The sequence below is a fragment of the Bacillus stercoris genome, from assembly GCF_029772985.1.
GTDB lineage: Bacteria > Bacillota > Bacilli > Bacillales > Bacillaceae > Bacillus > Bacillus stercoris.
Genome location: NZ_CP121861.1, coordinates 2,211,660 through 2,233,832 on the forward strand (window position 1 = coordinate 2,211,660; position 22,173 = coordinate 2,233,832).

General features: G+C 42.5%; 27 protein-coding genes and 2 pseudogenes. 19 read left to right on the forward strand and 10 right to left on the reverse strand.

Going from position 1 to position 22,173, the window contains the following annotated elements; translation table 11 throughout:
* Window positions 1-71 precede the first annotated feature (71 nt).
* Complete coding sequence (gene pgpB, locus QA442_RS11940) at window positions 72-683, forward strand: phosphatidylglycerophosphatase PgpB (RefSeq protein WP_095431565.1); 612 nt, start codon at window positions 72-74, stop codon at window positions 681-683.
* A gap of 60 nt (window positions 684-743) precedes the next feature.
* A complete protein-coding gene (gene yodL, locus QA442_RS11945; RefSeq protein ID WP_095431566.1) occupies window positions 744-1,058 on the forward strand; it encodes a shape determination protein YodL in 315 nt (104 codons plus the stop codon).
* Between the two features lie 38 nt (window positions 1,059-1,096).
* On the opposite strand, the gene QA442_RS11950 is transcribed toward yodL, so the two are convergent.
* Window positions 1,097-1,222: a hypothetical protein gene (locus QA442_RS11950; protein ID WP_003231174.1), complete on the reverse strand. Its 126-nt coding sequence runs from the start codon at window positions 1,220-1,222 to the stop codon at window positions 1,097-1,099.
* A 201-nt stretch (window positions 1,223-1,423) separates the two neighbouring features.
* On the opposite strand from QA442_RS11950, the gene deoD reads away from it, so the two are divergent.
* Window positions 1,424-2,125, forward strand: coding sequence for a purine-nucleoside phosphorylase (gene deoD / locus QA442_RS11955; protein ID WP_003241589.1), 702 nt, complete (start codon window positions 1,424-1,426; stop codon window positions 2,123-2,125).
* An 82-nt stretch (window positions 2,126-2,207) separates the two neighbouring features.
* Window positions 2,208-3,029 carry an LD-carboxypeptidase LdcB gene (ldcB, locus tag QA442_RS11960; RefSeq protein ID WP_095431567.1) on the forward strand — a complete coding sequence of 274 codons (822 nt, stop codon included), beginning with the start codon at window positions 2,208-2,210 and terminating at the stop codon, window positions 3,027-3,029.
* Window positions 3,030-3,109: 80 nt separating this feature from the next.
* Here ldcB and QA442_RS11965 read toward each other — a convergent pair whose 3' ends face one another.
* Window positions 3,110-3,361 (reverse strand): hypothetical protein, encoded by a 252-nt coding sequence (locus QA442_RS11965; protein WP_095431568.1) that lies wholly within the window; start codon window positions 3,359-3,361, stop codon window positions 3,110-3,112.
* A gap of 86 nt (window positions 3,362-3,447) precedes the next feature.
* Window positions 3,448-4,149: a class I SAM-dependent methyltransferase gene (locus tag QA442_RS11970; protein ID WP_095431569.1), complete on the reverse strand. Its 702-nt coding sequence runs from the start codon at window positions 4,147-4,149 to the stop codon at window positions 3,448-3,450.
* Window positions 4,150-4,301: 152 nt separating this feature from the next.
* On the opposite strand from QA442_RS11970, the gene ctpA reads away from it, so the two are divergent.
* The gene (gene ctpA, locus QA442_RS11975) at window positions 4,302-5,702 is read left to right on the forward strand and encodes a carboxy-terminal processing protease CtpA (protein ID WP_014664295.1); all 1,401 of its coding nucleotides are present in this window, start codon (window positions 4,302-4,304) and stop codon (window positions 5,700-5,702) included.
* Between the two features lie 34 nt (window positions 5,703-5,736).
* Here the strand turns inward: ctpA and QA442_RS11980 are convergent, their stop codons facing one another.
* Both QA442_RS11980 and QA442_RS11985 read right to left on the reverse strand, forming a co-directional pair.
* The gene (locus QA442_RS11980) at window positions 5,737-7,227 is read right to left on the reverse strand and encodes a sodium:solute symporter family protein (protein WP_095431570.1); all 1,491 of its coding nucleotides are present in this window, start codon (window positions 7,225-7,227) and stop codon (window positions 5,737-5,739) included.
* On the reverse strand, window positions 7,227-7,427 hold the full coding sequence (locus QA442_RS11985) for a DUF3311 domain-containing protein (RefSeq protein WP_014477095.1): 201 nt from the start codon (window positions 7,425-7,427) through the stop codon (window positions 7,227-7,229). The genes QA442_RS11980 and QA442_RS11985 overlap by 1 nt, the downstream gene beginning before the upstream one ends.
* A gap of 183 nt (window positions 7,428-7,610) precedes the next feature.
* Between QA442_RS11985 and QA442_RS11990 the strand changes: the two genes are divergently transcribed.
* Both QA442_RS11990 and QA442_RS11995 read left to right on the forward strand, forming a co-directional pair.
* On the forward strand, window positions 7,611-8,522 hold the full coding sequence (locus QA442_RS11990) for a ring-cleaving dioxygenase (RefSeq protein WP_095431571.1): 912 nt from the start codon (window positions 7,611-7,613) through the stop codon (window positions 8,520-8,522).
* A 14-nt stretch (window positions 8,523-8,536) separates the two neighbouring features.
* A complete protein-coding gene (locus QA442_RS11995) occupies window positions 8,537-9,139 on the forward strand; it encodes an alpha/beta hydrolase (protein WP_071577941.1) in 603 nt (200 codons plus the stop codon).
* A gap of 43 nt (window positions 9,140-9,182) precedes the next feature.
* On the opposite strand, the gene QA442_RS12000 is transcribed toward QA442_RS11995, so the two are convergent.
* Window positions 9,183-9,791, reverse strand: a complete 609-nt coding sequence (locus tag QA442_RS12000; protein ID WP_014664292.1) for a nitroreductase family protein — start codon at window positions 9,789-9,791, stop codon at window positions 9,183-9,185.
* 129 nt (window positions 9,792-9,920) lie between these two features.
* Here QA442_RS12000 and yodB point away from each other — a divergent pair, with 129 nt between their 5' ends.
* Window positions 9,921-10,259, forward strand: coding sequence for a transcriptional regulator YodB (yodB, locus tag QA442_RS12005; RefSeq protein WP_014664291.1), 339 nt, complete (start codon window positions 9,921-9,923; stop codon window positions 10,257-10,259).
* Window positions 10,260-10,623: 364 nt separating this feature from the next.
* On the opposite strand, the gene QA442_RS12010 is transcribed toward yodB, so the two are convergent.
* Window positions 10,624-11,013: a tautomerase family protein gene (locus QA442_RS12010; RefSeq protein ID WP_040082874.1), complete on the reverse strand. Its 390-nt coding sequence runs from the start codon at window positions 11,011-11,013 to the stop codon at window positions 10,624-10,626.
* Between the two features lie 364 nt (window positions 11,014-11,377).
* Here QA442_RS12010 and QA442_RS12015 point away from each other — a divergent pair.
* The 4 genes and pseudogenes from QA442_RS12015 to QA442_RS12030 all read left to right on the forward strand — a co-directional run.
* Window positions 11,378-12,130 (forward strand): annotated as a pseudogene (locus tag QA442_RS12015) (gluconate:H+ symporter); the annotation flags it as partial.
* On the forward strand, window positions 12,102-12,293 hold the full coding sequence (locus QA442_RS12020) for a GntT/GntP/DsdX family permease (protein ID WP_255220404.1): 192 nt from the start codon (window positions 12,102-12,104) through the stop codon (window positions 12,291-12,293). The pseudogene QA442_RS12015 and the gene QA442_RS12020, both read left to right, overlap by 29 nt.
* Window positions 12,293-12,705, forward strand: a pseudogene (locus tag QA442_RS12025) (GntT/GntP/DsdX family permease). The gene QA442_RS12020 and the pseudogene QA442_RS12025 overlap by 1 nt, the downstream one beginning before the upstream one ends.
* Before the next feature lie 86 nt (window positions 12,706-12,791).
* Window positions 12,792-13,028, forward strand: coding sequence for a hypothetical protein (locus QA442_RS12030; protein ID WP_069149732.1), 237 nt, complete (start codon window positions 12,792-12,794; stop codon window positions 13,026-13,028).
* Window positions 13,029-13,059: 31 nt separating this feature from the next.
* Here QA442_RS12030 and QA442_RS12035 read toward each other — a convergent pair whose 3' ends face one another.
* Entirely contained in the window at window positions 13,060-13,533 is a 474-nt protein-coding gene (locus tag QA442_RS12035; protein WP_071577937.1) for a spore germination protein GerT, read from the reverse strand.
* A gap of 98 nt (window positions 13,534-13,631) precedes the next feature.
* On the opposite strand from QA442_RS12035, the gene rarD reads away from it, so the two are divergent.
* From rarD to bshB2, 4 genes are all read left to right on the forward strand, one after another.
* Window positions 13,632-14,528, forward strand: a complete 897-nt coding sequence (gene rarD, locus QA442_RS12040; RefSeq protein WP_095431572.1) for an EamA family transporter RarD — start codon at window positions 13,632-13,634, stop codon at window positions 14,526-14,528.
* Between the two features lie 75 nt (window positions 14,529-14,603).
* Window positions 14,604-14,882, forward strand: a complete 279-nt coding sequence (locus QA442_RS12045; protein ID WP_095431573.1) for a hypothetical protein — start codon at window positions 14,604-14,606, stop codon at window positions 14,880-14,882.
* The gene (locus tag QA442_RS12050) at window positions 14,879-15,229 is read left to right on the forward strand and encodes a YojF family protein (protein ID WP_003231213.1); all 351 of its coding nucleotides are present in this window, start codon (window positions 14,879-14,881) and stop codon (window positions 15,227-15,229) included. The genes QA442_RS12045 and QA442_RS12050 overlap by 4 nt, the downstream gene beginning before the upstream one ends.
* An 18-nt stretch (window positions 15,230-15,247) precedes the next feature.
* Window positions 15,248-15,913 carry a bacillithiol biosynthesis deacetylase BshB2 gene (gene bshB2, locus QA442_RS12055; protein ID WP_040082883.1) on the forward strand — a complete coding sequence of 222 codons (666 nt, stop codon included), beginning with the start codon at window positions 15,248-15,250 and terminating at the stop codon, window positions 15,911-15,913.
* 25 nt (window positions 15,914-15,938) lie between these two features.
* Here bshB2 and rsbRC read toward each other — a convergent pair whose 3' ends face one another.
* Both rsbRC and QA442_RS12065 read right to left on the reverse strand, forming a co-directional pair.
* Window positions 15,939-16,787 (reverse strand): RsbT co-antagonist RsbRC, encoded by an 849-nt coding sequence (gene rsbRC, locus QA442_RS12060; protein WP_014664282.1) that lies wholly within the window; start codon window positions 16,785-16,787, stop codon window positions 15,939-15,941.
* 14 nt (window positions 16,788-16,801) lie between these two features.
* Window positions 16,802-18,160 (reverse strand): MATE family efflux transporter, encoded by a 1,359-nt coding sequence (locus QA442_RS12065; protein WP_251199348.1) that lies wholly within the window; start codon window positions 18,158-18,160, stop codon window positions 16,802-16,804.
* Between the two features lie 265 nt (window positions 18,161-18,425).
* On the opposite strand from QA442_RS12065, the gene cdaS reads away from it, so the two are divergent.
* The 3 genes from cdaS (at window position 18,426) to cwlS (ending at window position 22,129) form a co-directional block, all read left to right on the forward strand.
* Complete coding sequence (gene cdaS / locus QA442_RS12070; protein ID WP_095431648.1) at window positions 18,426-19,049, forward strand: cyclic di-AMP synthase CdaS; 624 nt, start codon at window positions 18,426-18,428, stop codon at window positions 19,047-19,049.
* Between the two features lie 235 nt (window positions 19,050-19,284).
* On the forward strand, window positions 19,285-20,502 hold the full coding sequence (locus QA442_RS12075) for a macrolide family glycosyltransferase (RefSeq protein ID WP_095431575.1): 1,218 nt from the start codon (window positions 19,285-19,287) through the stop codon (window positions 20,500-20,502).
* A gap of 379 nt (window positions 20,503-20,881) precedes the next feature.
* A complete protein-coding gene (cwlS, locus tag QA442_RS12080; RefSeq protein ID WP_095431576.1) occupies window positions 20,882-22,129 on the forward strand; it encodes a D-gamma-glutamyl-meso-diaminopimelic acid endopeptidase CwlS in 1,248 nt (415 codons plus the stop codon).
* Window positions 22,130-22,173 lie beyond the last annotated feature (44 nt).

The following is a 22,173-nucleotide window of genomic DNA, read 5'->3' on the forward strand; positions in this document are numbered from 1 at the left end:
AACCGGAGCGGTCAGCTCCGGTTTTATTATTCATGTTCTATGACTTCTGTGAAATTGAGGTGGTTACATTGTTGTACAAGCCCGTTAGTTTGTTTCTTTTCTTCCTCATTCTAGCTGCGGCCATTCATACAAATGCTGTTCAGTCTGCAGATGAAGCCATAAGCAAAGCGGCTGTTTTGATCCGCCAGTCATGGCTTAATGATGTCATGACAGGAATCACGCATCTTGGTGCTTCTTCTTTTCTGCTCCCTCTAATTGTAATCATCGGAGCGGGCCTGTTTTTTTACAGAAAAACATGGGATGGCCTGTTGATGCTCCTGGTATTCGGCGCAGATCGGCTGTTAAACAAAGTCTTAAAAGAATGGATCGAAAGAGTGAGGCCTGATTTTGCACCGCTGGTTCATGAATCATCCTACAGTTTTCCGAGCGGCCACTCTATGAATGCTGCTTGTGTCTATCCTGTCATTGCTTATGTTTTAGTGAAACACCTCCCGTTTTTGTCCAAGCATAAAAAAATGGTATATACCATTGCCGGCGTAATCACTGTTTTGGTGGGCTTAAGCAGAGTCTATCTGGGGGTTCATTTTTTGACAGACGTGTTAGGAGGCTTCAGTTTCGGCTTGCTTCTGTTTTTCCTGGTAAAAGATTTTGACGAAAAGATTAAGCGGTTTCGACAAAAATAGAGAGAGGAAAACACAGCAAAAAAGCCAATATGTTAAAGAAATAAAAGGGAGGGGATCTTGATGATGTTATCCGTGTTTAAAAAGAAGTCTTGTTCCTATGACGTGACAATATTTCAAACACCCCGGTTTGGCGAAAAAAAGGGCTACAAAGCCGTCTATCGAACTGATCTGAACGGGAGCGATCATCAAGATGTACTGAAAAAAGCGTTCTCTTTGTTTAATGTATTCGACACTGTTCCGAGTGATTATGATGCGAGATTTATGGCTACAGGGGACGTGATCCTGATTGATGAAGGCAGAAAAGGGAAAACATATTATCAACTGCTTCCCGCCGGCTGGAGGAAAATCAACCGTCTGATTGTACAAACGACATAACGAAAAGAAAACTGCGGAAATCCGCAGTTTTCTGCAATTTAAGGCTTGCGTTTGGCAGCGGAATATTCTTTCCCGTGTGCTTCTTCAGCTGCAATGATATCTTTTTCAGGTATATGATTGTTCTTTTTTTGGCCGGTGATCCGGTTACGATGTTTTTTACCCATGTCCCACCCCTCCTTCCTGCGGTTAGGTTTTCAAATTAACACCCCGATTATCCGCTTTTCTCAGAAAGCGCCTAACAGATCCCCGAACATTTCTTTTTTCTGCATATTCCTTTATAATCAATGCTGAAGTTTGTTTCATCATGACATTCGTTGTAAAATGGACGGGCTGGATGATAATTTAGATTTACAGGAGGATATGAGATGAGCGTACATATAGGTGCTGAAAAGGGACAAATTGCGGATACTGTGCTTTTGCCGGGTGATCCTCTCAGAGCAAAATTCATTGCTGAAACGTATCTTGAAAATGTAGAATGCTACAATGAAGTCAGAGGCATGTATGGGTTTACGGGTACATATAAAGGCAAAAAAATCTCAGTGCAAGGCACGGGAATGGGCGTTCCGTCTATTTCAATTTATGTGAATGAATTAATTCAAAGCTACGATGTGCAGAATCTAATAAGAGTAGGTTCTTGCGGCGCTATCCGTAAAGATGTCAAAGTGCGAGATGTCATTTTAGCGATGACCTCCTCAACTGATTCACAAATGAACAGAGTCGCTTTCGGAAGCATTGATTTTGCGCCTTGTGCAGATTTCGAGCTTTTAAAAAATGCCTATGATGCCGCAAAGGATAAAGGCGTGCCGGTGACTGTAGGAAGCGTATTTACTGCTGACCAGTTCTACAATGACGATTCACAAATTGAAAAGCTTGCAAAATACGGTGTGCTGGGTGTTGAAATGGAAACCACAGCATTGTATACATTAGCAGCGAAGCACGGAAGAAAAGCGCTGTCAATTCTCACCGTGAGTGATCACGTATTAACAGGAGAAGAAACGACAGCGGAAGAGCGTCAAACCACATTTCATGATATGATAGAAGTGGCTTTACATTCCGTATCACAATAAAATAAATCAAGAGGCGTGCTGGATGCCGGCAGCCTCTTCTTTATGAATGCGGAAACGATTGATAAAAGGAAGGTAATGTAATATGAAAAAGTCCGGTAAATGGTTCTCACTGGCTGCCGCTCTGAGTGTAACGGCAATAGTCGGAGCCGGCTGCAGCATGTCAAATGGAGATGCTCAAAAGGATACGAAAACCACAGCAGAAACAAAGCAAGCAGAACAAAAAACAAATGACACGAAAAAAACAAACACCCAGGACAGTGAGTTTTCATTGGAAAGCAAGTATTTCAATGATATTAAAAAAGTGGACGGTCTGGAAACCATTCAAAATCCAGAAAATATACTCGCGCTTGTCAATAAACAATACGCGCTGCCCGGAAACTATGAACCTAGCGATCTTGTCATACCTGATGTGGAGTTTTCTTTTGAAGAAAAGATTCAAAAACGTTACATCAGAAAGGAAGCGGCAGATGCGTTAAAAACGATGTTCGATGCTGCGAAAAAGGAAGGCTATGAACTGGCGGCTGTCTCAGGATACCGTGCGTATGACAGACAGAAAGTCATTTTCGACAATGAAGTAAGCCTTAAAGGAGAAAAGAAGGCAAGAGAAGCGGTTGCTTATCCAGGTGAAAGTGAGCACCAAACAGGCCTTGCGATGGACATTTCCAGCCGAAGCAATGGCTTTGAGCTAAATGAAGCCTTCGGTAGCACGGCCGATGGGAAATGGGTGCAGGACAATGCTTATAAGTATGGCTTTGTCATTCGCTATCCGAAAAATAAAGAAGATATTACGAAATATGAATATGAGCCATGGCACCTGCGCTATGTAGGCAAAAAGGCCGCGAAAGTCATGCATGATAATGATTTAACGCTGGAAGAGTACTTTGAAAAAGTGAAAAAAATCTAAAAGAGATAGCCCGCTTACCATTGATAAGCGGGCTTACTTGTATTCGGTAATCTAGCATTGATCTGACTATGATTCTCTATTTACCAGAAGAATAAACCAGCCAGAGCCACTCCTGCAATTAAACCGAGGGAAATCCCGTAAGCCGCTCCATATCCCCAATAACCGCCCCAATATCCGTAACCGAAACCTCTTGGCCCTGCGCCGACCGGAGCAATAAAAACTCTGTCTCTTGTTACACGGGTAATTCTGCCGACGTGAACTCTTCCGCATCTCTCTGTAATTCTGACGACTTTACCTTGATGGTTACGGCAAAGATGGTAATATCTCTCCAATATTGTTCCCTCCTATACTGACTTTCTATCAGCATATGATAGATAGGAAAAAAAGGTTGGACGAAAATAGGGGGCGATACGCCGTTTTACTTATACGCGATAAAAATACAATGACCCATGTACTCACTATATATTTGCATGAGCTGATAGTGTGTTTGAAGCGTATCGTAATAGATGGGGGCGATCGTTTGCGATAAATCCATTTCTGTGGTTGGTTCAAATTTCATGTCTTCTGGAAGCAGTGTCATCGCTTCTGTTTTTTGAAAGCCATAAGATCTTAAGAGTTTATGCCATTCGCTTTCTTCATGCAAGCAAGTAAATCCGTAAAAATCCATCATTTGATTCTTTTCTGCAGGGGGCATCGGTTTTTTTAAAGCTGCTTCAATACCAATCAGCATCCCGCCAGGTTTTAAAACTCTTGAAATTTCTTGAAGAGAGGAAGTCAGGCGTGAAAAACTGAGGACCGACTCTGACAGGACGCAGGAAAAGGACTCAGAAGAAAACGGGAGATGTTCCAGCTCCGCCTGATATGCAGGGATGGCAAGCCCTTCATTCGAAAATCTTTTTTTCGCTTTTTCAAGCATGATAGGATCTTTATCAACGACTGTCACAGGATACAGCAAATGTCCTAAATAAGCCGCTGTTTGCCCTGTTCCGCATCCAGCATCAAGTATCGGCTGGTCCGGGGAGGGCGCAGCCTTTTGCAAGACTGCTTTTGAAAAAGCCAGCCCGCCTGGGTGCGCTCCTGCGACACCGAATAAGGACAGCATTTCTAAATATCGGCTCAATATCGAATCCTCCTTTTTCTTTATCATATGTCGTATAAAGACATAGGTTTATGAAAAGCAAAAGAAGGGCGTTTCTCTCTCATTTCTGCTCCGAGTTGACGAATAAGAATTCGTCCATGATAATAATGTAAGAAGAAAAAGGTGGTGTTTAATTGAAACGGCAATTAAAACTGTTTTTTATTGTGCTGATCACTGCGGTTGTCGCTTCAGCGCTTACTTTATTTATTACGGGCAATTCCAGTATCCTGGGCCAAAAATCAGCAAGCACAGGAGACAGCAAGTTCGACAAATTAAATAAAGCGTATGAGCAAATCAAGAGTGATTATTACCAAAAAACAGATGATGACAAATTAGTAGACGGAGCAATTAAAGGAATGATTCAATCGCTGGATGATCCGTATTCCACATATATGGATCAAGAGCAAGCGAAATCATTCGACGAAACGATTTCTGCATCTTTTGAAGGAATCGGAGCCCAAGTGGAGGAGAAAGACGGAGAAATCCTTATTGTATCACCAATTAAAGGTTCACCTGCTGAAAAAGCCGGTATTAAACCAAGGGACCAAATCCTAAAAGTGAATGGAAAAAGCGTTAAAGGCATGAATGTAAATGAGGCCGTTGCTTTAATCCGAGGCAAAAAGGGCACAAAGGTGAAGCTTGAACTGAACAGAGCGGGAGTGGGTCATATCGATCTTTCCATTAAACGCGATACCATTCCTGTAGAGACTGTCTATTCAGAGATGAAAGACAACAACATCGGAGAAATTCAAATCACTTCTTTCTCTGAAACAACAGCTAAAGAGCTGACAGATGCGATTGACAGTTTAGAGAAAAAAGGCGCCAAAGGCTATATTTTAGACCTGAGAGGCAACCCGGGCGGCTTAATGGAACAAGCGATTACGATGAGCAACCTGTTCATTGATAAAGGGAAAAACATCATGCAGGTTGAATACAAAAACGGTTCAAAAGAAGTCATGAAGGCTGAAAAAGAACGTAAAGTGACCAAACCGACCGTCGTTTTGGTAAATGACGGTACAGCAAGCGCCGCCGAAATTATGTCCGCTGCCCTTCATGAATCGTCAAACATACCGTTAATCGGTGAAACGACATTCGGTAAAGGCACAGTGCAAACGGCAAAAGAATATGATGATGGCTCTACCGTCAAACTGACAGTCGCCAAATGGCTGACTGCTGACGGTGAATGGATTCACAAAAAAGGCATCAAACCTCAAGTGAAAGCAGAGCTGCCTGATTACGCGAAGCTGCCGTATTTGGACGCAGATAAAACGTACAAATCAGGTGATTCAGGCACAAACGTCAAAGTGGCCCAGAAAATGCTCAAAGCACTTGATTACAAGGTAAAGGTTACCGGTACGTATGACCAGGATTTTGTATCTGTCGTCAAACAGTTCCAGAAAAAAGAGAAACTGAAAGAAACAGGCGTATTGACTGGCGATACAACAACGAAATTAATGACAGAACTTCAAAAGAAGCTGTCTAATAATGATACGCAAATGGAAAAAGCAATTGAAACACTGAAAAAAGAAATGTAAAAAAACCATACGCGGCTGCCGCGTATGGTTTTTTTTATGCACCCTTTTGATTCGGGTTAGCGTCTTGTTTTTTGCCAAATAAACCTTCAATGACAGGATTGGATCCCGCTTTTTTAACGAACAGCGGATTCAGAATAACCACAGCGATCATGTTAGCGGCCAGTCCCCAGAATCCTTCATAAATGCCATGTGCGGACTGAGTGGTGTACACAATAAACGTTACCGCAAGACCGGCTAATAATCCGATAACCGTCGCTTCTTTCGTTTGGTTTTTCCAGAACAGGCTGACAGCAATCGCAGGGAAAATTTGCACCATACCGGATACGCCTAATAGCTGAAGTGTCACTAAAGCAGTCGGAAACAGCATTCCAAACAGAAGCGCAAGGCCGATGACAACAAACACCATTGAACGTGTGACGAGGGTCAGCTTGCTTTGAGACACAGTCGGATGAATCAAGTCGCGGTACAAGTTATTGGCGAACAAATTTGATGCCCCGATTGCCATGATGGAACAAGGGATCAATGAAGCAAGAGCAATCGTGGCATATGCGAAACCTTGTGCCACGCCGCCGTAAGATGTTTGAATCAAATGCAGCAGCGCCAGTCTTGGATTTGTATCTTCCGGCAGAACAAGAAAGGCGATAAAGCCAAGAAAAATGACCAAAATTAACACAATATTGTAAAGTGGCAAAAACATGCTGTTTTTTCTTACTGCATCGGCGCTTTTCGCTGTAAAAACGCCTGTAGCGGCGTGTGCCCACATAAAAAGTGCCAAGGCGGAAACAATAGATGCTGTGATAAACCAAGGAATGCCTTTTGGCCCTTCTGCCGGTATCGTCAGCATTTGCGGCGCTTCCTTCACTAACGTGTCAATCATTGGCGTCCAGCCGTTAAAATGAATGAGAGGGAGAGATACTACCATAAACAGCATAATGACCCATACTAAAATGTCTTTAATGATAGCTGTAAATGTAGGCCCTTTAATCCCGCTGAAGAATGTATAAAGAGCAACGAGAATAAATGAAATGATTACAACGAATTTCACATTAATATATCCGGTGCCGGCAACCTGAAGCGTGTCTTGAATGCCGCTCAGCTGAAGGCATATGTACGGAATAAGCATGAGTACCCCGACGATGGCAACAAGGCTTGCCAAAAGCTTACTGTTAAAACGTTCCCGAGCGTAATCCGCGAGTGTTGTTAATTTATGAATCTTCGCAACTTTCCAAAGTTTAGGCAGGAAGAAGTAGGCAATAAAGTAGGCCAACACAGAATAGGGAATGGCGAAAAATGCAACGCTTCCCCCTGTAAAAGCCGTACTGGTTAACCCCAAGAACGTATAGGCCGTATAGAGGTCAGCGCCTACTAAAAACCAGACGAGAAGACCGCCGAAGCGTCTGCCGCCGACAGACCATTCTTCCACAGAAGTGCGCGAGGATTTGTCTCTTCCGGCAAGAAACCCGATACAGACAACGGTTAAGACGATAATAGCTGTAATAAGAAGTGCAGTCAGATTCCCTTGCATTATTCAAGTCCTCCATCTTTTTTTTGCATCTGATAAATGCCAAACGAGCATAACGGCGTAATGATAATCCACAACAGCAGCCAAAAGTGGAAAAACGGCAGGCCGAACATAATCGGTTCTATTCGATTCACAAGCGGCAAAAGCGCGAGCTGAACGAATGGCAAAAGAATAAGAATAACAATAAGTGCTTTTTTAACCATTTACTTTCCTCCTGAAACATGATAATGCTCACTATAATAGCAGTTGTAAGATAAGATCACAAGATAATTATTAGAAAAAAATGATTTTTTCAATTATTTAATCAAAACACATGGTTTGCATCCTTTTCAATAAAGGTTTAAAATAATAAATATCTTGAAATCGAGATAAATGGGAGTGAGAAAATGAAAACAGAAGGATTGCACCATGTCACAGCATTTGCGAGAGATCCGCAAGAAAACTTGCGATTTTATACAGAAGTGCTTGGGATCAGGCTTGTTAAAAAAACAGTAAACTTTGATGATCCCGGAACGTATCATTTTTACTTTGGGAATCAAAATGGAGATCCCGGCACAATAATGACCTTTTTTCCGTTCCAAGGAAGCGGACAGGGAACGGTCGGCAAAGGCCAAGCGGGCCGGGTGTACTTTTCAGTTCCTGCAGGCTCCCTGTCTTTTTGGAAGGAGCGTCTTGAGAAAAACGGGCTGAACCTAGAGGAGAAGACGTTATTCGGTGAAAAGGGCCTTATTTTTGATGATACAGAAGACCTTCCGCTGGCGATCATGGAGGATGCGAAAAGCAGCAAAAGCGAGTGGACGCCAGATGGGATCACAACAAATGAAGCAATTACGGGAATGAAAGGCGTGCTGCTGTATTCCTACGACCCGCAGGCAACCATACAATTGTTAACGGAAAGCTTTGGATATACCAAAGTGGCCGAAGAAGATCAGATTGTCAGGCTGACATCCTCAGCAGCTGTCGGCGGCGTCATTGACGTTCATTTACATCCTGAAAAAAGAGGGGTGGGAGGTTATGGGACGGTACACCATGTAGCGTTTCGGACAAGGAAAGAGGAACAGGCGAAATGGCTGCCGATTATTGCTGAACACCATCTGCCTGCGTCAGAAATCCTTGACAGGGAATACTTTACATCCGTTTATTTCAGAGAGAAAGGCGGTATCTTATTTGAAATCGCCACAGATGAACCGGGCTTTATGACAGATGAATCATTTGATAAGCTAGGGACTTCCTTAAAACTGCCTGATTGGCTGGAGAAACATAGACAACAAATTACAGACATTTTGCCTGAACTTTAAAGGGGGAATTTATGATGAAGCATATTTATGAAAAAGGGACATCTGAAAATGTACTTTTGCTGTTGCATGGCACGGGCGGAAATGAACACGACCTGCTTTCATTGGGGAGGTTTATAGACCCTCATGCCCATTTGCTCGGTGTCAGAGGATCGGTGCTTGAAAATGGAATGCCGCGATTTTTCAAACGTCTGAGTGAAGGGGTTTTTGATGAAAAGGATCTTGTGGTGCGGACAAGAGAATTGAAAGATTTTATCGACGAGGCTGCAGAAACGCATCAATTTGATCGCAGCCGAGTGATTGCAGTCGGTTATTCAAACGGCGCAAATATTGCGGCAAGCCTGCTTTTTCATTATAAAGATGTGTTAAAAGGGGCTATTCTGCATCATCCAATGGTTCCGATTCGCGGTATCGAGCTGCCTGATATGGCGGGGCTTCCCGTTTTTATCGGTGCCGGGAAATACGACCCTCTCTGCACGAAGGAAGAATCAGAAGAGCTTTACCGCTATTTACGTGACAGCGGAGCATCAGCCTCCGTTTTCTGGCAGGACGGGGGCCATCAACTGACTCAGCATGAAGCTGAACAGGCCCGTGAATGGTACAAAGAAGCGATTGTATAAAAAAAACCTTAGTCCGTATGTCGGACTAAGGTTTTTCATATCCTTACAGCCAAGTTGACACTTTTGAAAGCGGCAGGCGGTTGCTTTGATGGGCAGGTTTTACTGCTTTGCCGATTGAAATAAGCATAACAGGAACATAGCGTTCACTGATATCAAACTGCTTTTGGAACTGCTCTTTGTTAAATCCGCCGATTGCGCAAGTATCATAGCCTTTTGCTTTTGCGGCAATCATAAGCTGCATAGCAGCTAATGAAGCATTTAAGAAAGCGGAATCACGTGCGAATTGCTCGCTTTGGTAGGCACCGTTGATTTGGCCGAGCAAAGTCTGTTTGATTTCATCTGTAATATAGCCTTGGCTTGCTAATTCAGCGTAAACTTCTTCACCGTTTTCATTTGCCTTTAAATCGCCTAAAATGGCAACAACAGCAGAAGACTCAACGATTTGTTTTTGATTATACGCTACAGGAAGAAGTGCCGCTTTTGATTCATCGCTGTGGAATACTGTAAAATGCCAATGCTGAAGGTTCCAAGCTGAAGGCGCTTTAGCGGCAAGATCCAATAGCTCAGTCAGCTCTTCCTTAGAGATCGGGGCATTTGTATCATATTCCTTTACAGATGCTCGTGCTTTTAAAACATCCAGAGTATTCGTCATAGTGTTTCCTCCTTCGGATAAACGTGGTATGATAATAGAAAAGTTAGAAGCTTACTAAATGTAACTTGAAAGATTATTGTAATGGATCATTGAATACATGTCAATCAATAGATGAAGGGATGAGGACTTGTGGGAAATACAATGTGCCCTAAAATGGAAACCGCTTTCTCATTGCTGGGAAAACGATGGAACGGTCTGATCATCCATGTGCTTATGGATGGGCCGAAACGGTTTAAAGAGATAACGGAAACAATACCGATGATCAGCCAAAAAATGTTGGCGGAGCGCCTGAAAGAGCTTGAACAAAACGAGATTGTCGAACGGCAGGTTCTCCCTGAAACGCCGGTCAAAGTCATCTACACGCTGACTGAAAAAGGGACAGCGCTTCAAGCTGTATTCCAAGAGATGCAGGCATGGGCAGATCAATTTTGCGAGCCTGGTGACACAGTGTGCGAAGAAGAGAAATAAGGAAATTAGCGTCTGAAAAAAGAGCTTTTGTTTCAATGATGAGTCATGTAAGTGTCGGTTCACACCCGTTTACATGACTTTTTATATTTGTCAGAATGGCATTTCGGGATTTGCAAACGTGTCATGTAGAAGGGAGTATGCTTAAAATAAGAAATAACCCATAAGTTACAGCGTGCAACCTGTTGGTTTACCCTGTTGTGCAAATTACAATGCGGAATGCTAACCGCCAGCAGTTTCCAATTGGCATAGAGACTGGATTTTAAAAAAGATCCAGGCACCTCGTTTTGCAGGATGATTTCATTCTGGTTCCGTAAAAAGAGAGAGCTCTTTTGAGCTCTCTCTTTTTTTATAAAGAAGCGAAATCTTATAGTTTTCCATTCAAAAATTGAGCCTCACCGAGACCGAAACTCCAGTCTGCGTCACCATTCTCAGTAATAGATACCATGAGGTCTTCAGGGGAGATTCCGCATTTTTCTTCTAGCTTTTCAGCAAGTAAAGCATACAATTTTTCCTTTTGGCTCTCTGTTCTTGCTTTGCTTGTCATACTGATAATGACCAGATCTTTGCTTCTTTGCAATCCTAATCCTGTATCCTGGATCATAAGCTCGTTTGCAGGATGCTGGTGGACTATTTGATAACGGTCTCTTTCCGGAACACCAAATGCTTCAACCATTGCTTGGTGAGCAGTATCTAATAACAATTGCAGCGATTTTTCGTCACGTCCTTCAATTACATCAAAGCGCAATAATGGCATGTGAACGCCTCCTCTTGTGAAGTTGTTATCCGTCTGTTTTCATATGGGTTCAGTTGCTTTCAGACAATGGATAGAATTATTGATTGGCAATCAACTTTAAAAAAACATAACACATAACCAATAGTTAATCAACATATAACTAATGAATCATTTGATAGGCGATAGGTAATCGAGACAAACTCGTAAAAACGATTGACAGTCATTGATTAGGAGATTAGTATGAAAATATTAGTTAACCAAAAGGTGACAATCATATAACCAAGACGTTTTTTAGATATTAATGAAAACGATTTCTGTTTATCCAGGAATGAAAAGCGCTGAAACATCGCGAGATTCATATCAAACACTTTTGGAGGGGGACACCATGCCGATTTTAATTGTAGCTGCCGGAGTGCTGATTCTGTTATTTCTCATTATAAAAGGTAAATTAAATACCTTTGTCTCACTGCTTGTCGTTTCATTTTTAGTAGCCATCGGACTTGGGATGGATATCAATAAAATTGTTCTTTCGATTGAAACGGGAATTGGCGGGCAGCTGGGGCATTTAGCTTTAGTGTTTGGACTTGGCGCGATGCTCGGGAGGCTTGTCTCAGATGCGGGGGGCGGCTACCGGATTGCCGTTACGCTGATTGACAAGTTCGGGAAGAAACGAATACAGGCGGCGGTTGTGATTGCCTCTTTTATCATTGGCATTGCCCTGTTTTTTGAAGTGGGTCTTGTTCTGTTAATACCGATTGTATACGCGATTGCTAAAGAATTAAAAATGCCTTTTCTGTATCTGGGAATTCCGATGGCAGCCGCCTTAAATGTCACTCACGGCTTTTTGCCACCTCATCCTGCGCCAACCGCCATCTCAGTTGCATATGGCGCCCATATTGGCCAGGTGCTGCTTTTGGGAATCCTCATCGCTGTTCCGACAACCGTGATTGCCGGGCCATTATTTAATAAATTTGCGGTGAAACGGTTTCCTGGAGCTTATCAAAAGCAAGGGAATTTATCAGGGGTAGGACCGAGGAAAGAATTTCAGCTAGATGAAACACCGGGCTTTGCAATCAGTGCTGTCACATCTTTATTTCCGGTTATTTTTTATGGCCTTGGCAACTGTTGTTTCTTTATTATTGAAAGAACATTCAAAAGGAAAAGACATTATAGAATTTATCGGCACTCCGGGAACGGCAATGCTCATTTCGCTATTGCTTCCACTCTATGGGTATGCCCGTAAAATATCTATCCAGGAAATCAGCAGATCTATGTCGGAATCAATTTGCAAATTGCGATGATGCTTCTCATCATAGGAGGGGGAGGAGCCTTTAAACAGGTGCTGATTGACGGCGGAGTCGGCGATTATGTCGGTAGTTTTTCCGTCAAACAAACATGTCGCCGCTTTTCGTTGCATGGGCCATCGCCGCGATTCTGCGCCTGTGTCTGGGCTCTGCTACGGTGGCTGCGCTTACCACCGCGGGAATGGCAGCCCCGCTTATGGAGACAGGCAGTGTAAACCCCGCGTTAATGGTGCTGGCAACCGGAGCGGGCAGTGTCATTGCGTGTCATGTAAATGATGCAGGATTTTGGATGGTAAAGGAATTTTTCGGTTTGAGCCTGAAAGAAACATTTCAAACCTGGACGCTGCTTACAACAGTTCTTTCCGTTACAGGGCTCGGCTGTGTGTTATTGGCAGGGCTTGTTGTGTAACAATCTATAGATTCAGTCTATAGCCCAATCGTTTTTCTTCTTTATTGAATACCTTACGTATAGGCAGACATAAAGGAGGAAAAATCTTGTACCCTCATCATTCGTATTATCGCGGGAATCTCGGTCCAGCCGGATACCCGGCGCGTAGTCCTTTTTTGTTTGGCGCTCCTTTAGTCGGCGGTTTATTAGGCGGTTTTCTTGGGAGTGCCCTGTTTAACTATTCACGTCCCTATGCTTATCCGCCTGGCCCTTATGGATACGGAGGCGGACCGTACGGTTTTGGTGCCGGCGTGCCATATGGGGGATATCCCGGCTTCTATTAATAAAAACGGCCTGCATTTTGCAGGCCGTTTTTTATCGGATGATTTCTACCTCAGACATATTGTAGTCTTGCTGCTTCTGAAACATGACTTCCAGAAGGCCATCCTTATAGACGGCTTTTGTTCCTTTGCGTTTGACTAAACAAGGAAGGTTTACTTTTTTCGGATGATCTGACCTTGGGAAGTTTTCCAACCATAATTCGTGAGATGTGTGTTTAATTCTCACTTGTTCCAGCTGTTCTTCGCCGATTGGAACCTTTACAAACACATGGTCTGCTGTTTCGAATATATCAATATCAGGTTTGACATCAGGTTTTGCATCAGGTTTTGCGGGCTGTTCTTTTTGGGGGAGAGGATCGCGGAAAGGAAATTGAGCCGCATAATCACTGCCGAACACACTTTCCATCACACGATTGACATACGTTTCAACTTCTTTCGGATCAGCTTTTTTTAATGCTTCTTTAGAAAATTGATTGTGGAAAGGAAAGTACTTGTTCCACTCAAACATTGTCTTCACATCCTTTCTTCACGGACAAAATAGTATATGCCCGCCAGATCTTTCACGTGATATAATATAAGATGCTCTAAAGAAAGGCAGGGATATCAATGCAACATGCAGAAACAAAAAAAGGCGTTCTTTACACAGCCGTATCCTTTATCATGTGGGGGCTGTTTCCGCTCTATTGGAAGCTTCTCGAACAGCTGCCGGCTCTTGATATTTTGGCTCATCGTATTATATGGTCTTTTGTTTTTATGTGTATCGTACTTTTTTTCTTGCGCCAATGGAAAATAGGATGGCAGGAGCTGCGCTCTTTGAAAAAGAACGGAGGAATTCTTTCTTTATTTCTCGCTTCTATCCTGATTTCGATTAACTGGTTTGTTTACATATGGGCTGTCAATCATGGCTTTTTGCTTGAGGCTAGTCTTGGTTATTACATTAATCCGCTTGTATCAGTACTCCTTGGGATTTTATTTTTAAAGGAAAAACTGAATCGCCTGCAATTAGTTGCCGTTTCGATTGCGGCGGCCGGCGTCATCATCTCGGCGTTCCAATACGGCTCCATTCCTTATGTCGCGCTTCTGCTCGCATTCAGCTTTGGACTGTATGGGTTAAGCAAAAAAAGAACAAGTCTGCCGAGCGCCATCGGTTTAACGCTGGAAACGTTCATGATTATGCCGATTGCATTGGGATATTTACTGTTCAGCGGACATGCTCAGCCAGCGGGTGCAGAAAGCGGAGGGACATGGCTGCTTCTCTTTTTGGCCGGTGTGTTTACGGCATTGCCGCTTTTATTGTTTGCGGAAGGAGCGAAACGGCTGCCGCTGTACCAAGTCGGTATCTTACAATATATTGCGCCAACCATTACTCTGCTGATCGGGCTGTTTGTTTACCATGAGCCATTTTCAAGCTCGAAGGCTTTTACATTCAGCTGTATATGGGCTGCGCTGCTCTTGTTTACGTTTTCACAAGTGAAGTGGAAACGGGCGTCAAAAAGCCATTGAGGCCTTTGGCTTTTCAGCTGATGCATATATTATGTATAATCATTTCATGTATGTAAGACATAAAGGAGCAAGACGATGGACAATGATAAAGAGATAGTGAAAGCCTACGCTTCACTTTGGAATAACCGATCTCTCGCACATGATGACGAAGAAACGGTAGCAGAGGCGATTGATCTTGAGCTTTTGGATAAACGAACACATCCAAGACTCCGAAAACCGATGCTGGAAAAATATTTTGCCGCGATTCAGCGCATCGTGAATTCACAGCTCGAACCGGCTGTGAAATATCAGCTGGTCAAATTACATACAAAACGTGCAGAGTATTTAAAAGAAGAAAGAGGGGAGCAATCATGAAAGCAATCATAAAAGAAGATGTGCAAGCATCTTTAGAACGATATGCGGACCGCCCTGTATATATCCATTTAGAAACCACCACAGGTTCTTATTCAGCGCATTTAAATGAAAAGAACATGACGGTTGTTGCATATATCCGCAATGCAAAAGTCACTTATCATCAGGCAAAAATCAAAGGCAATGGACCTTACCGCGTTGGCTTGAAAACAGAAGAAGGCTGGATTTATGCTGAAGGCTTGACTGAATACACGGTAGATGAAGAAAACCGTTTATTAATGGCGGGACACCTGCCGGGCGGTAAACTGGCTATTTCTCTGCAAATCAGTGAAAAACCGTTCACAGTTTAAAGAAAAGGGTGAATAATAATGAAAGAACATGTACTAGTAATCCTGCCTCACCCTGATGATGAATCATATGGAGTGGCAGGCCTCATTGCCTTAAACAGAAAAAAAGACATTCCCGTTACGTATGCTTGTGCCACTTTAGGTGAAATGGGCAGAAATATGGGCGATCCATTTTTCGCGAATCGGGAAACGTTGCCGCTGCTAAGAAAACAAGAGCTCATCAACGCTTGCAAAGAAATGGATATCAATGACCTTCGTATGCTTGGACTCCGTGACAAAACGCTCGAATTTGAAGATGATGAGTATTTAGCTGATATTATGGAAGAGATCATAGATGATGTAAAACCAAGTTTAATTGTCACATTTTATCCCGGACACGGTGTGCACCCTGACCATGATGCATGCGGGGAAGCGGTTATCCGTGCATTGTACCGCAAAAAGAAAGAAGACCGTCCGCGTACAATCTGCATGGCTATTACCCGCAACAGAGAAGAGATTCTCGGCGAAGCTGATGTGGTACTTGATATCAAAGAAGTAGCTGATATTAAAATGAATGCGTTAAGAGCTCACCGCACACAAACAGAAGGTATGCTCAGAGAGCTTGAAGAGAAATTAAAAAATAATGAACCTGTTATGGCAACATGGTTTGAAGAAGAAATATATTGGACGTATCAATGGAATGATTAATCAAAAAGGTATAAGGCCTTAAGCCTTATACCTTTTTTAATTTTAAGTCTGATGCAATTGCTGAAGCGAGGGTGGATCTTAAGGAAATGTCATCGAAAGACAAACCTAGCTGAACCGCTGTTTGCGCGATTTCCGGACGGATTCCCGACAAAGTTGAAGAAACACCGATTAAACGCAGCGCCTCAATTAAACTGAACAGCTGGTGGGCAACCATCGTATCAATAATTGCTACCCCTGACAAATCAATATACAGCTGTGTCACCTTTTTCTCCGCACATTGATGCAGAGTGTTTTCCATAATCAGTTTGGCGCGAACCGTATCAATATCTCCGATTAAAGGCAGCAGCCCGACGCTGTGAAACAGCACAATGACCGGCGCGCTCAATTCAGTAATCATATCTTTTTGGGCCTGCAGCTGAAGGCTTGTGTTTTTGTACATTTCTTCTATAAAAATATGGATCACAAGATCAAACGCTTTGATAAGGGAATGATACAGGTCTTCAGCTTCTTCGCCTTTCACAGTATCCTGATTGAGATGGACAAATTCTTTCACATAGGAAACATATAAATCTCTCACTCTGACAAACTCACGAATAATATAGTGGATAGGAGTCTTTAAATGCTCAGGATCCTGTGTCACTTCAAAGGCCCATTCTTTCAGGATAGGCAGGTATACTTCCTCATCATCTATGAAAATACGATTGATCTTATAATTGAAGGCGAGGTTCTGGCTTTTTAAATTGTGAACGACAGCAGGGTCTGTTGATGCATAAATGGAATTTGGATCAGTCTCCTCAATTGTTTCATACCATGTTGAACTGATGGTCTCCGCATGCTGAGAAAGATACTCGTATAATTTGTTGTTTTTTGCCATGATTGACACCTCTTTTACATGTATTGTTTTTGCGAATAACGTTTTTGCAGTTTTGCCAGCCTGAAAAACAGCCCAACTGCTCCGGCGGCGAGTCCTGCGATTAATCCAATCCAATAGCCGAATGCACCCAGGCTTGTAAACGTACCGACCATATAACCGACCGGAAGGCCAATGATCCAGTAAGAGACAAAAGCAGCCGCAAGCGTATAGTTCACATCTTTGTACCCCCTGAGCGCTCCTTGGATCGGTGCGGCCACAGCATCGGAAAGCTGAAAAAACAGCGCATAAATTAAAAAGTGCTGTGTCAGCCTGAGCACATCGGGGTCAGAAGTGTACATGCCCGCAATTTGTTCTCTGAATAACAGGATACAGGCGGCTGTGAACAAAGAAAAGCCGATCGCCATCATGATGCCGATTAAGCTATATGAGCGTGCATCTCTAAAACGGGCTGCACCCGCTTCAAACCCGACTACAATTGTTAAAGCCATGGACACGCTGAGCGGCAGCATATATAGAAGAGACGCAAAATTCATGGCTGCCTGGTGGGACGCGATGGTCACTGTATGAAAATGGCTCATCAGAAGCGTAACAGCTGCGAAAATGCTCGTTTCAAAAAATACAGCGAATCCAATAGGCAAGCCGATTTTGAGTAGATTTTTGCATGCTTCCCAAGAGAACTTATACATCGTAAGGAAAATCCCGTATTTAGAAAACGGTGCGTTTTTATGAATAATGAAAAAACTGAAAACGCAGATACACCAATAAGTAAGCGCGGATGCCAGCCCTGCGCCGACGCCGCCAAGTGCCGGCATGCCGAATTTCCCGAAGATAAATACATAATTCAATACAAAATTGATTGGAAGTGAACTGAGTGTAATCATCATTGTGACTCTCGTTTTTCCTAATGAGTCGATGAATGATCTCAACACGGTGTAAACAAATAAAGGGAAAATTCCCAGTGATAAAAAGCCTAAAAATTGTTTAGCAATCTGATGCACGTGAATATCAAGGTTCAAACGGCCAAGAATAAGGTCAACTGCAGCATATCCAATCACTAAAACGGCGATGCTAAGAAGCGCGGCCACGTATACAGCTTGTAAAACAGTAAAGGGAATCTTCTGTTTTTTCTCGGCGCCTAATAACTGAGCGACAATCGGGGTGACCGCCATTAATATACCTGCCAGTCCTGTGTAAACAGGGGTCCAAAGGCTTGAGCCAATCGCGACACCCGCTAAATCAGCGGGGCTGACTTTCCCTGACATCACCGTATCTAGAAAAGTCATTAGAGAAAGCCCCGCCTGGGTAATGAATATCGGGATTAAAATGTGCAAGAGCTGTTTGATTTTTTCCCGGGCGTTTTGAGTTTCTTTCATACATTGATCTCCGTTTCTTTTTCATAACGAGAGAAATTATAACATTTTATGTATAAAAAGCAATGAACGCCGGGCCTATTCTTTTTTTGTCGGTTTCGTTTTTCTAAACATTTGGGCATAAATAAAAGAAAGTGAAATCACGCCTAAAAAGGTGCAAATATACTGAATGATTCTTTCGATTTCCATTCTTTACATCCCTCCTTTCCCTATAGAATGTGCATCAATAAGATAAGCATTCGTGAAAAGTTGGAAATTTGAACAGGAGATGAAGGCTATGCGTTATGAACAGATATCAGAAAATGCATTCAAAGGGAAAATACAGGTGTACTTAGAGCAAATATTAGGGGATGCATCTTTAATTTTGAAAACGCTTCACGAAAAAGACCAGTGCCTTCTTTGTGAATTAGATGAATTAGGGCGCATTTTTCAGGATATGCAGGGGATTGCATCATCTTTTTATTTGCAATCATACATTGAGGAGTTTACGCCGGCATTCATAGAACTGGCCAAGGCGATTAAAGCCTTATCGGAGCATAAGCACGGCGCCTTAATTGTGATTGAAAGAGCGGATCCAGTTGAACATTATATTCAAAAAGGCACCGCTCTTCATGCCGAGATCAGCTCATCATTAATTGAAAGCATCTTTTTCCCCGGAAACCCTCTTCATGACGGTGCTTTATTGGTGAGAGAAAACAAGCTTGTGTCAGCAGCCAATGTGCTCCCGCTGACGACGAAGGAAGTGGATATCCATTTGGGAACCCGGCACCGGGCGGCTCTCGGTATGTCGGGCTATACGGATGCGCTTGTGCTTGTGGTTTCAGAGGAGACAGGGAAGATGTCGTTTGCCAAAGACGGTGTATTATATCCGTTAATTTCACCAAGAACGTAAAAATAATGAAAAGGGCCTGATTTAGAATCCTGCCATGAGACAAAATGACTGAATTCGCATCTTTATTAAAGCATTCGCTTCAAGCTGAATGCTTTTTGTCTTGAAGACAGAAAATATAAAGTGGTAGAAAAGTTACATGTGGTTAATATTAATTAAGTGAAATACTTTACCTGTTTATGTATTTATAGTACCGTATGAAATATTACATAAATTTTCAAAGGAAGGGTGCTGCCGCATGGCTAATGTATTAATGATCGGTTTTCCCGGTGAAGGGCATATTAATCCCTCTATCGGTGTGATGAAGGAGCTGAAATCCCGGGGGGAAAACATTACGTACTACGCAGTGAAGGAATATAAAGATAAAATCACAGCACTTGATATTGAGTTTCGTGAGTATCATGATTTCAGGGGGGATTACTTCGGCAAAAATGCAACCGGTGATGAAGAAAGAGACTTTACTGAAATGATCTGCGCTTTTTTGAAAAGCTGTAAAGATATTGCGACTCATATTTATGAGGAAGTCAAACATGAATCGTATGATTATGTCATCTATGATCACCATCTTCTTGCGGGTAAAGTCATTGCCAACTTGCTGAAGCTGCCGAGATTTTCATTGTGTACAACCTTTGCGATGAATGAGGAATTTGCTAAAGAAATGATGGGAGCGTACATGAAAGGGTCACTTGAAGATTCGCCTCATTATGAATCATATCAGCAGCTTGTAGAAGCTTTAAATGCTGATTTTCAAGCAGAGATCAAAAAGCCATTTGATGTTTTTTTAGCTGATGGTGACTTGACGATTGTCTTTACATCAAGGGGATTTCAGCCAATGGCTGAGCAGTTCGGTGAGCGGTATGTTTTTGTCGGCCCTTCTATTACTGAAAGAGCCGGAAACAATGATTTCCCATTTGATCAAATTGACAATGAAAACGTGCTGTTTATTTCGATGGGAACCATTTTTAACAATCAAAAGCAGTTTTTTAATCAATGCCTTAAAGTGTGTAAAGACTTTGATGGTAAAGTTGTGCTTTCCATCGGCAAACATATTAAAGCAAATGAGTTAAACGAAATTCCTGAAAATTTCATTGTACGCCCGTATGTTCCTCAGCTTGAGATCCTGAAAAGAGCCAGCTTATTTGTGACCCACGGCGGGATGAACAGCACAAGTGAAGGTTTGTATTTTGAAACACCACTTGTTGTCATACCGATGGGAGGTGACCAATTCGTGGTCGCAGATCAGGTGGAAAAAGTCGGCGCAGGAAAAGTAATTAAAAAGGAAGAATTATCTGAAAGTCTGCTGAAAGAGACGATTCAAGAAGTGATGAACAATCGCACGTATGCTGAAAAAGCAAAAGAAATTGGACAATCACTGAAAGCAGCAGGCGGCTCTAAAAAAGCGGCCGACAGCATTCTTGAAGCTGTAAAACAAAAAACTCAATCAGCAAATGCATAGTGTAAAAGCCTGTTCTTATCGAAAGAACAGGCTTTTTGCCTTTTCATAAGAATGAAGAGGAAGGGATTTGGCAGATCGATAGAGAATGATAAGAAAAACAGACAAGAAAGGAGGAAAATCTGCTTCATTCATCAATAGAAAACCATCATTTTTACCCTCACTTAAATAGTTCCTTAGACTTTCGAAAAACATATCGTGTTTATGTAAAATGTTAGATGTTTATTTGAAGGTTTAAAGGTCGAATGATGCTGAAAATGCTGCCAAATGTTTGAAAAAGGGTTTAACTTGCTGAAAAATTGACGATAAAACAGTTGTATTCCATTTTTGGAAACAAAATACTAGCTGTTTTTGCCAAAAAACAGTTTAGGAGGTTGAATGAATGAAAAAGAAAATTGTAGCCGGCTTGGCTGTTTCTGCAGTTGTTGGGTCGTCGATGGCCGCAGCACCCGCGGAAGCAAAAACGATAAAAGTAAAAAGCGGTGACTCTCTTTGGAAACTTTCCCGCCAGTATGATACGACAATATCAGCTCTCAAATCCGAAAACAAATTGAAATCAACGGTGCTTTACGTCGGACAAAGCCTTAAAGTTCCTGAAAGCGGCAGCAAAAAAAGCACGACATCCTCGTCTAACTCAAGCAAAACGTCAACATACACAGTTGCCTATGGTGATTCCCTATGGATGATTGCTAAAAATCATAAAATGAGTGTATCTGAGCTTAAAAGCTTAAACGGCCTGAGCAGTGACCTGATTCGTCCGGGGCAAAAGCTTAAGATCAAAGGGACAAGCAGTTCAAGCGGATCAAATGGATCAAAGAAAAACAGCGGTTCCAATTCTTCAGGTTCTTCAAAAAGTACATATACGGTTAAGCTCGGTGACTCACTGTGGAAAATCGCAAACAGCTTAAATATGACTGTAGCTGAATTGAAAACATTAAATGGCTTAACATCAGATACGCTTTATCCTAAACAGGTGCTCAAAATAAAAGGAAGCAGCGCACCTAAGAGCGGAAACAGCGGTTCCAAGAAGCCGCCAAACGCCAATTCCCCAAAAACAACGACGTACAAGGTAAAAGCAGGCGATTCACTGTGGAAGATTGCAAATCAGCTTGGAGTCACTGTCCAAAGCATCCGTGATAAAAACAATTTATCATCGGATGTGCTGCAAATCGGGCAGGTTCTGACTATTTCGGGAACATCAAAATCTAATCCTTCAAATCCGACAAAGCCAACAAAGCCAAAAGATAACTCAGGGTCAAACATTCAAATAGGCTCGAAGATTGACAGAATGATAACGGAAGCGAAAAAATATGTTGGAGTGCCGTACCGATGGGGCGGAAACACGCCTGCCGGTTTTGATTGCAGCGGCTTCATTTATTACCTCATTAATAATGTATCATCTATATCAAGATTGAGTACGGCAGGATATTGGAATGTCATGCAGAAAGTCAGCCAGCCGTCAGTAGGAGACTTTGTCTTCTTTACCACATATAAATCCGGCCCGTCTCACATGGGGATTTATCTAGGCGGCGGTGATTTTATTCATGCAAGCTCATCTGGCGTCGACATTTCCAATCTCAGCAATTCGTATTGGAAACAACGATACTTGGGCGCAAGAAGTTATTTTTAAAAATGAGCATGACAAAAAGCCTTTTATAGGCTTTTTTGTTTATA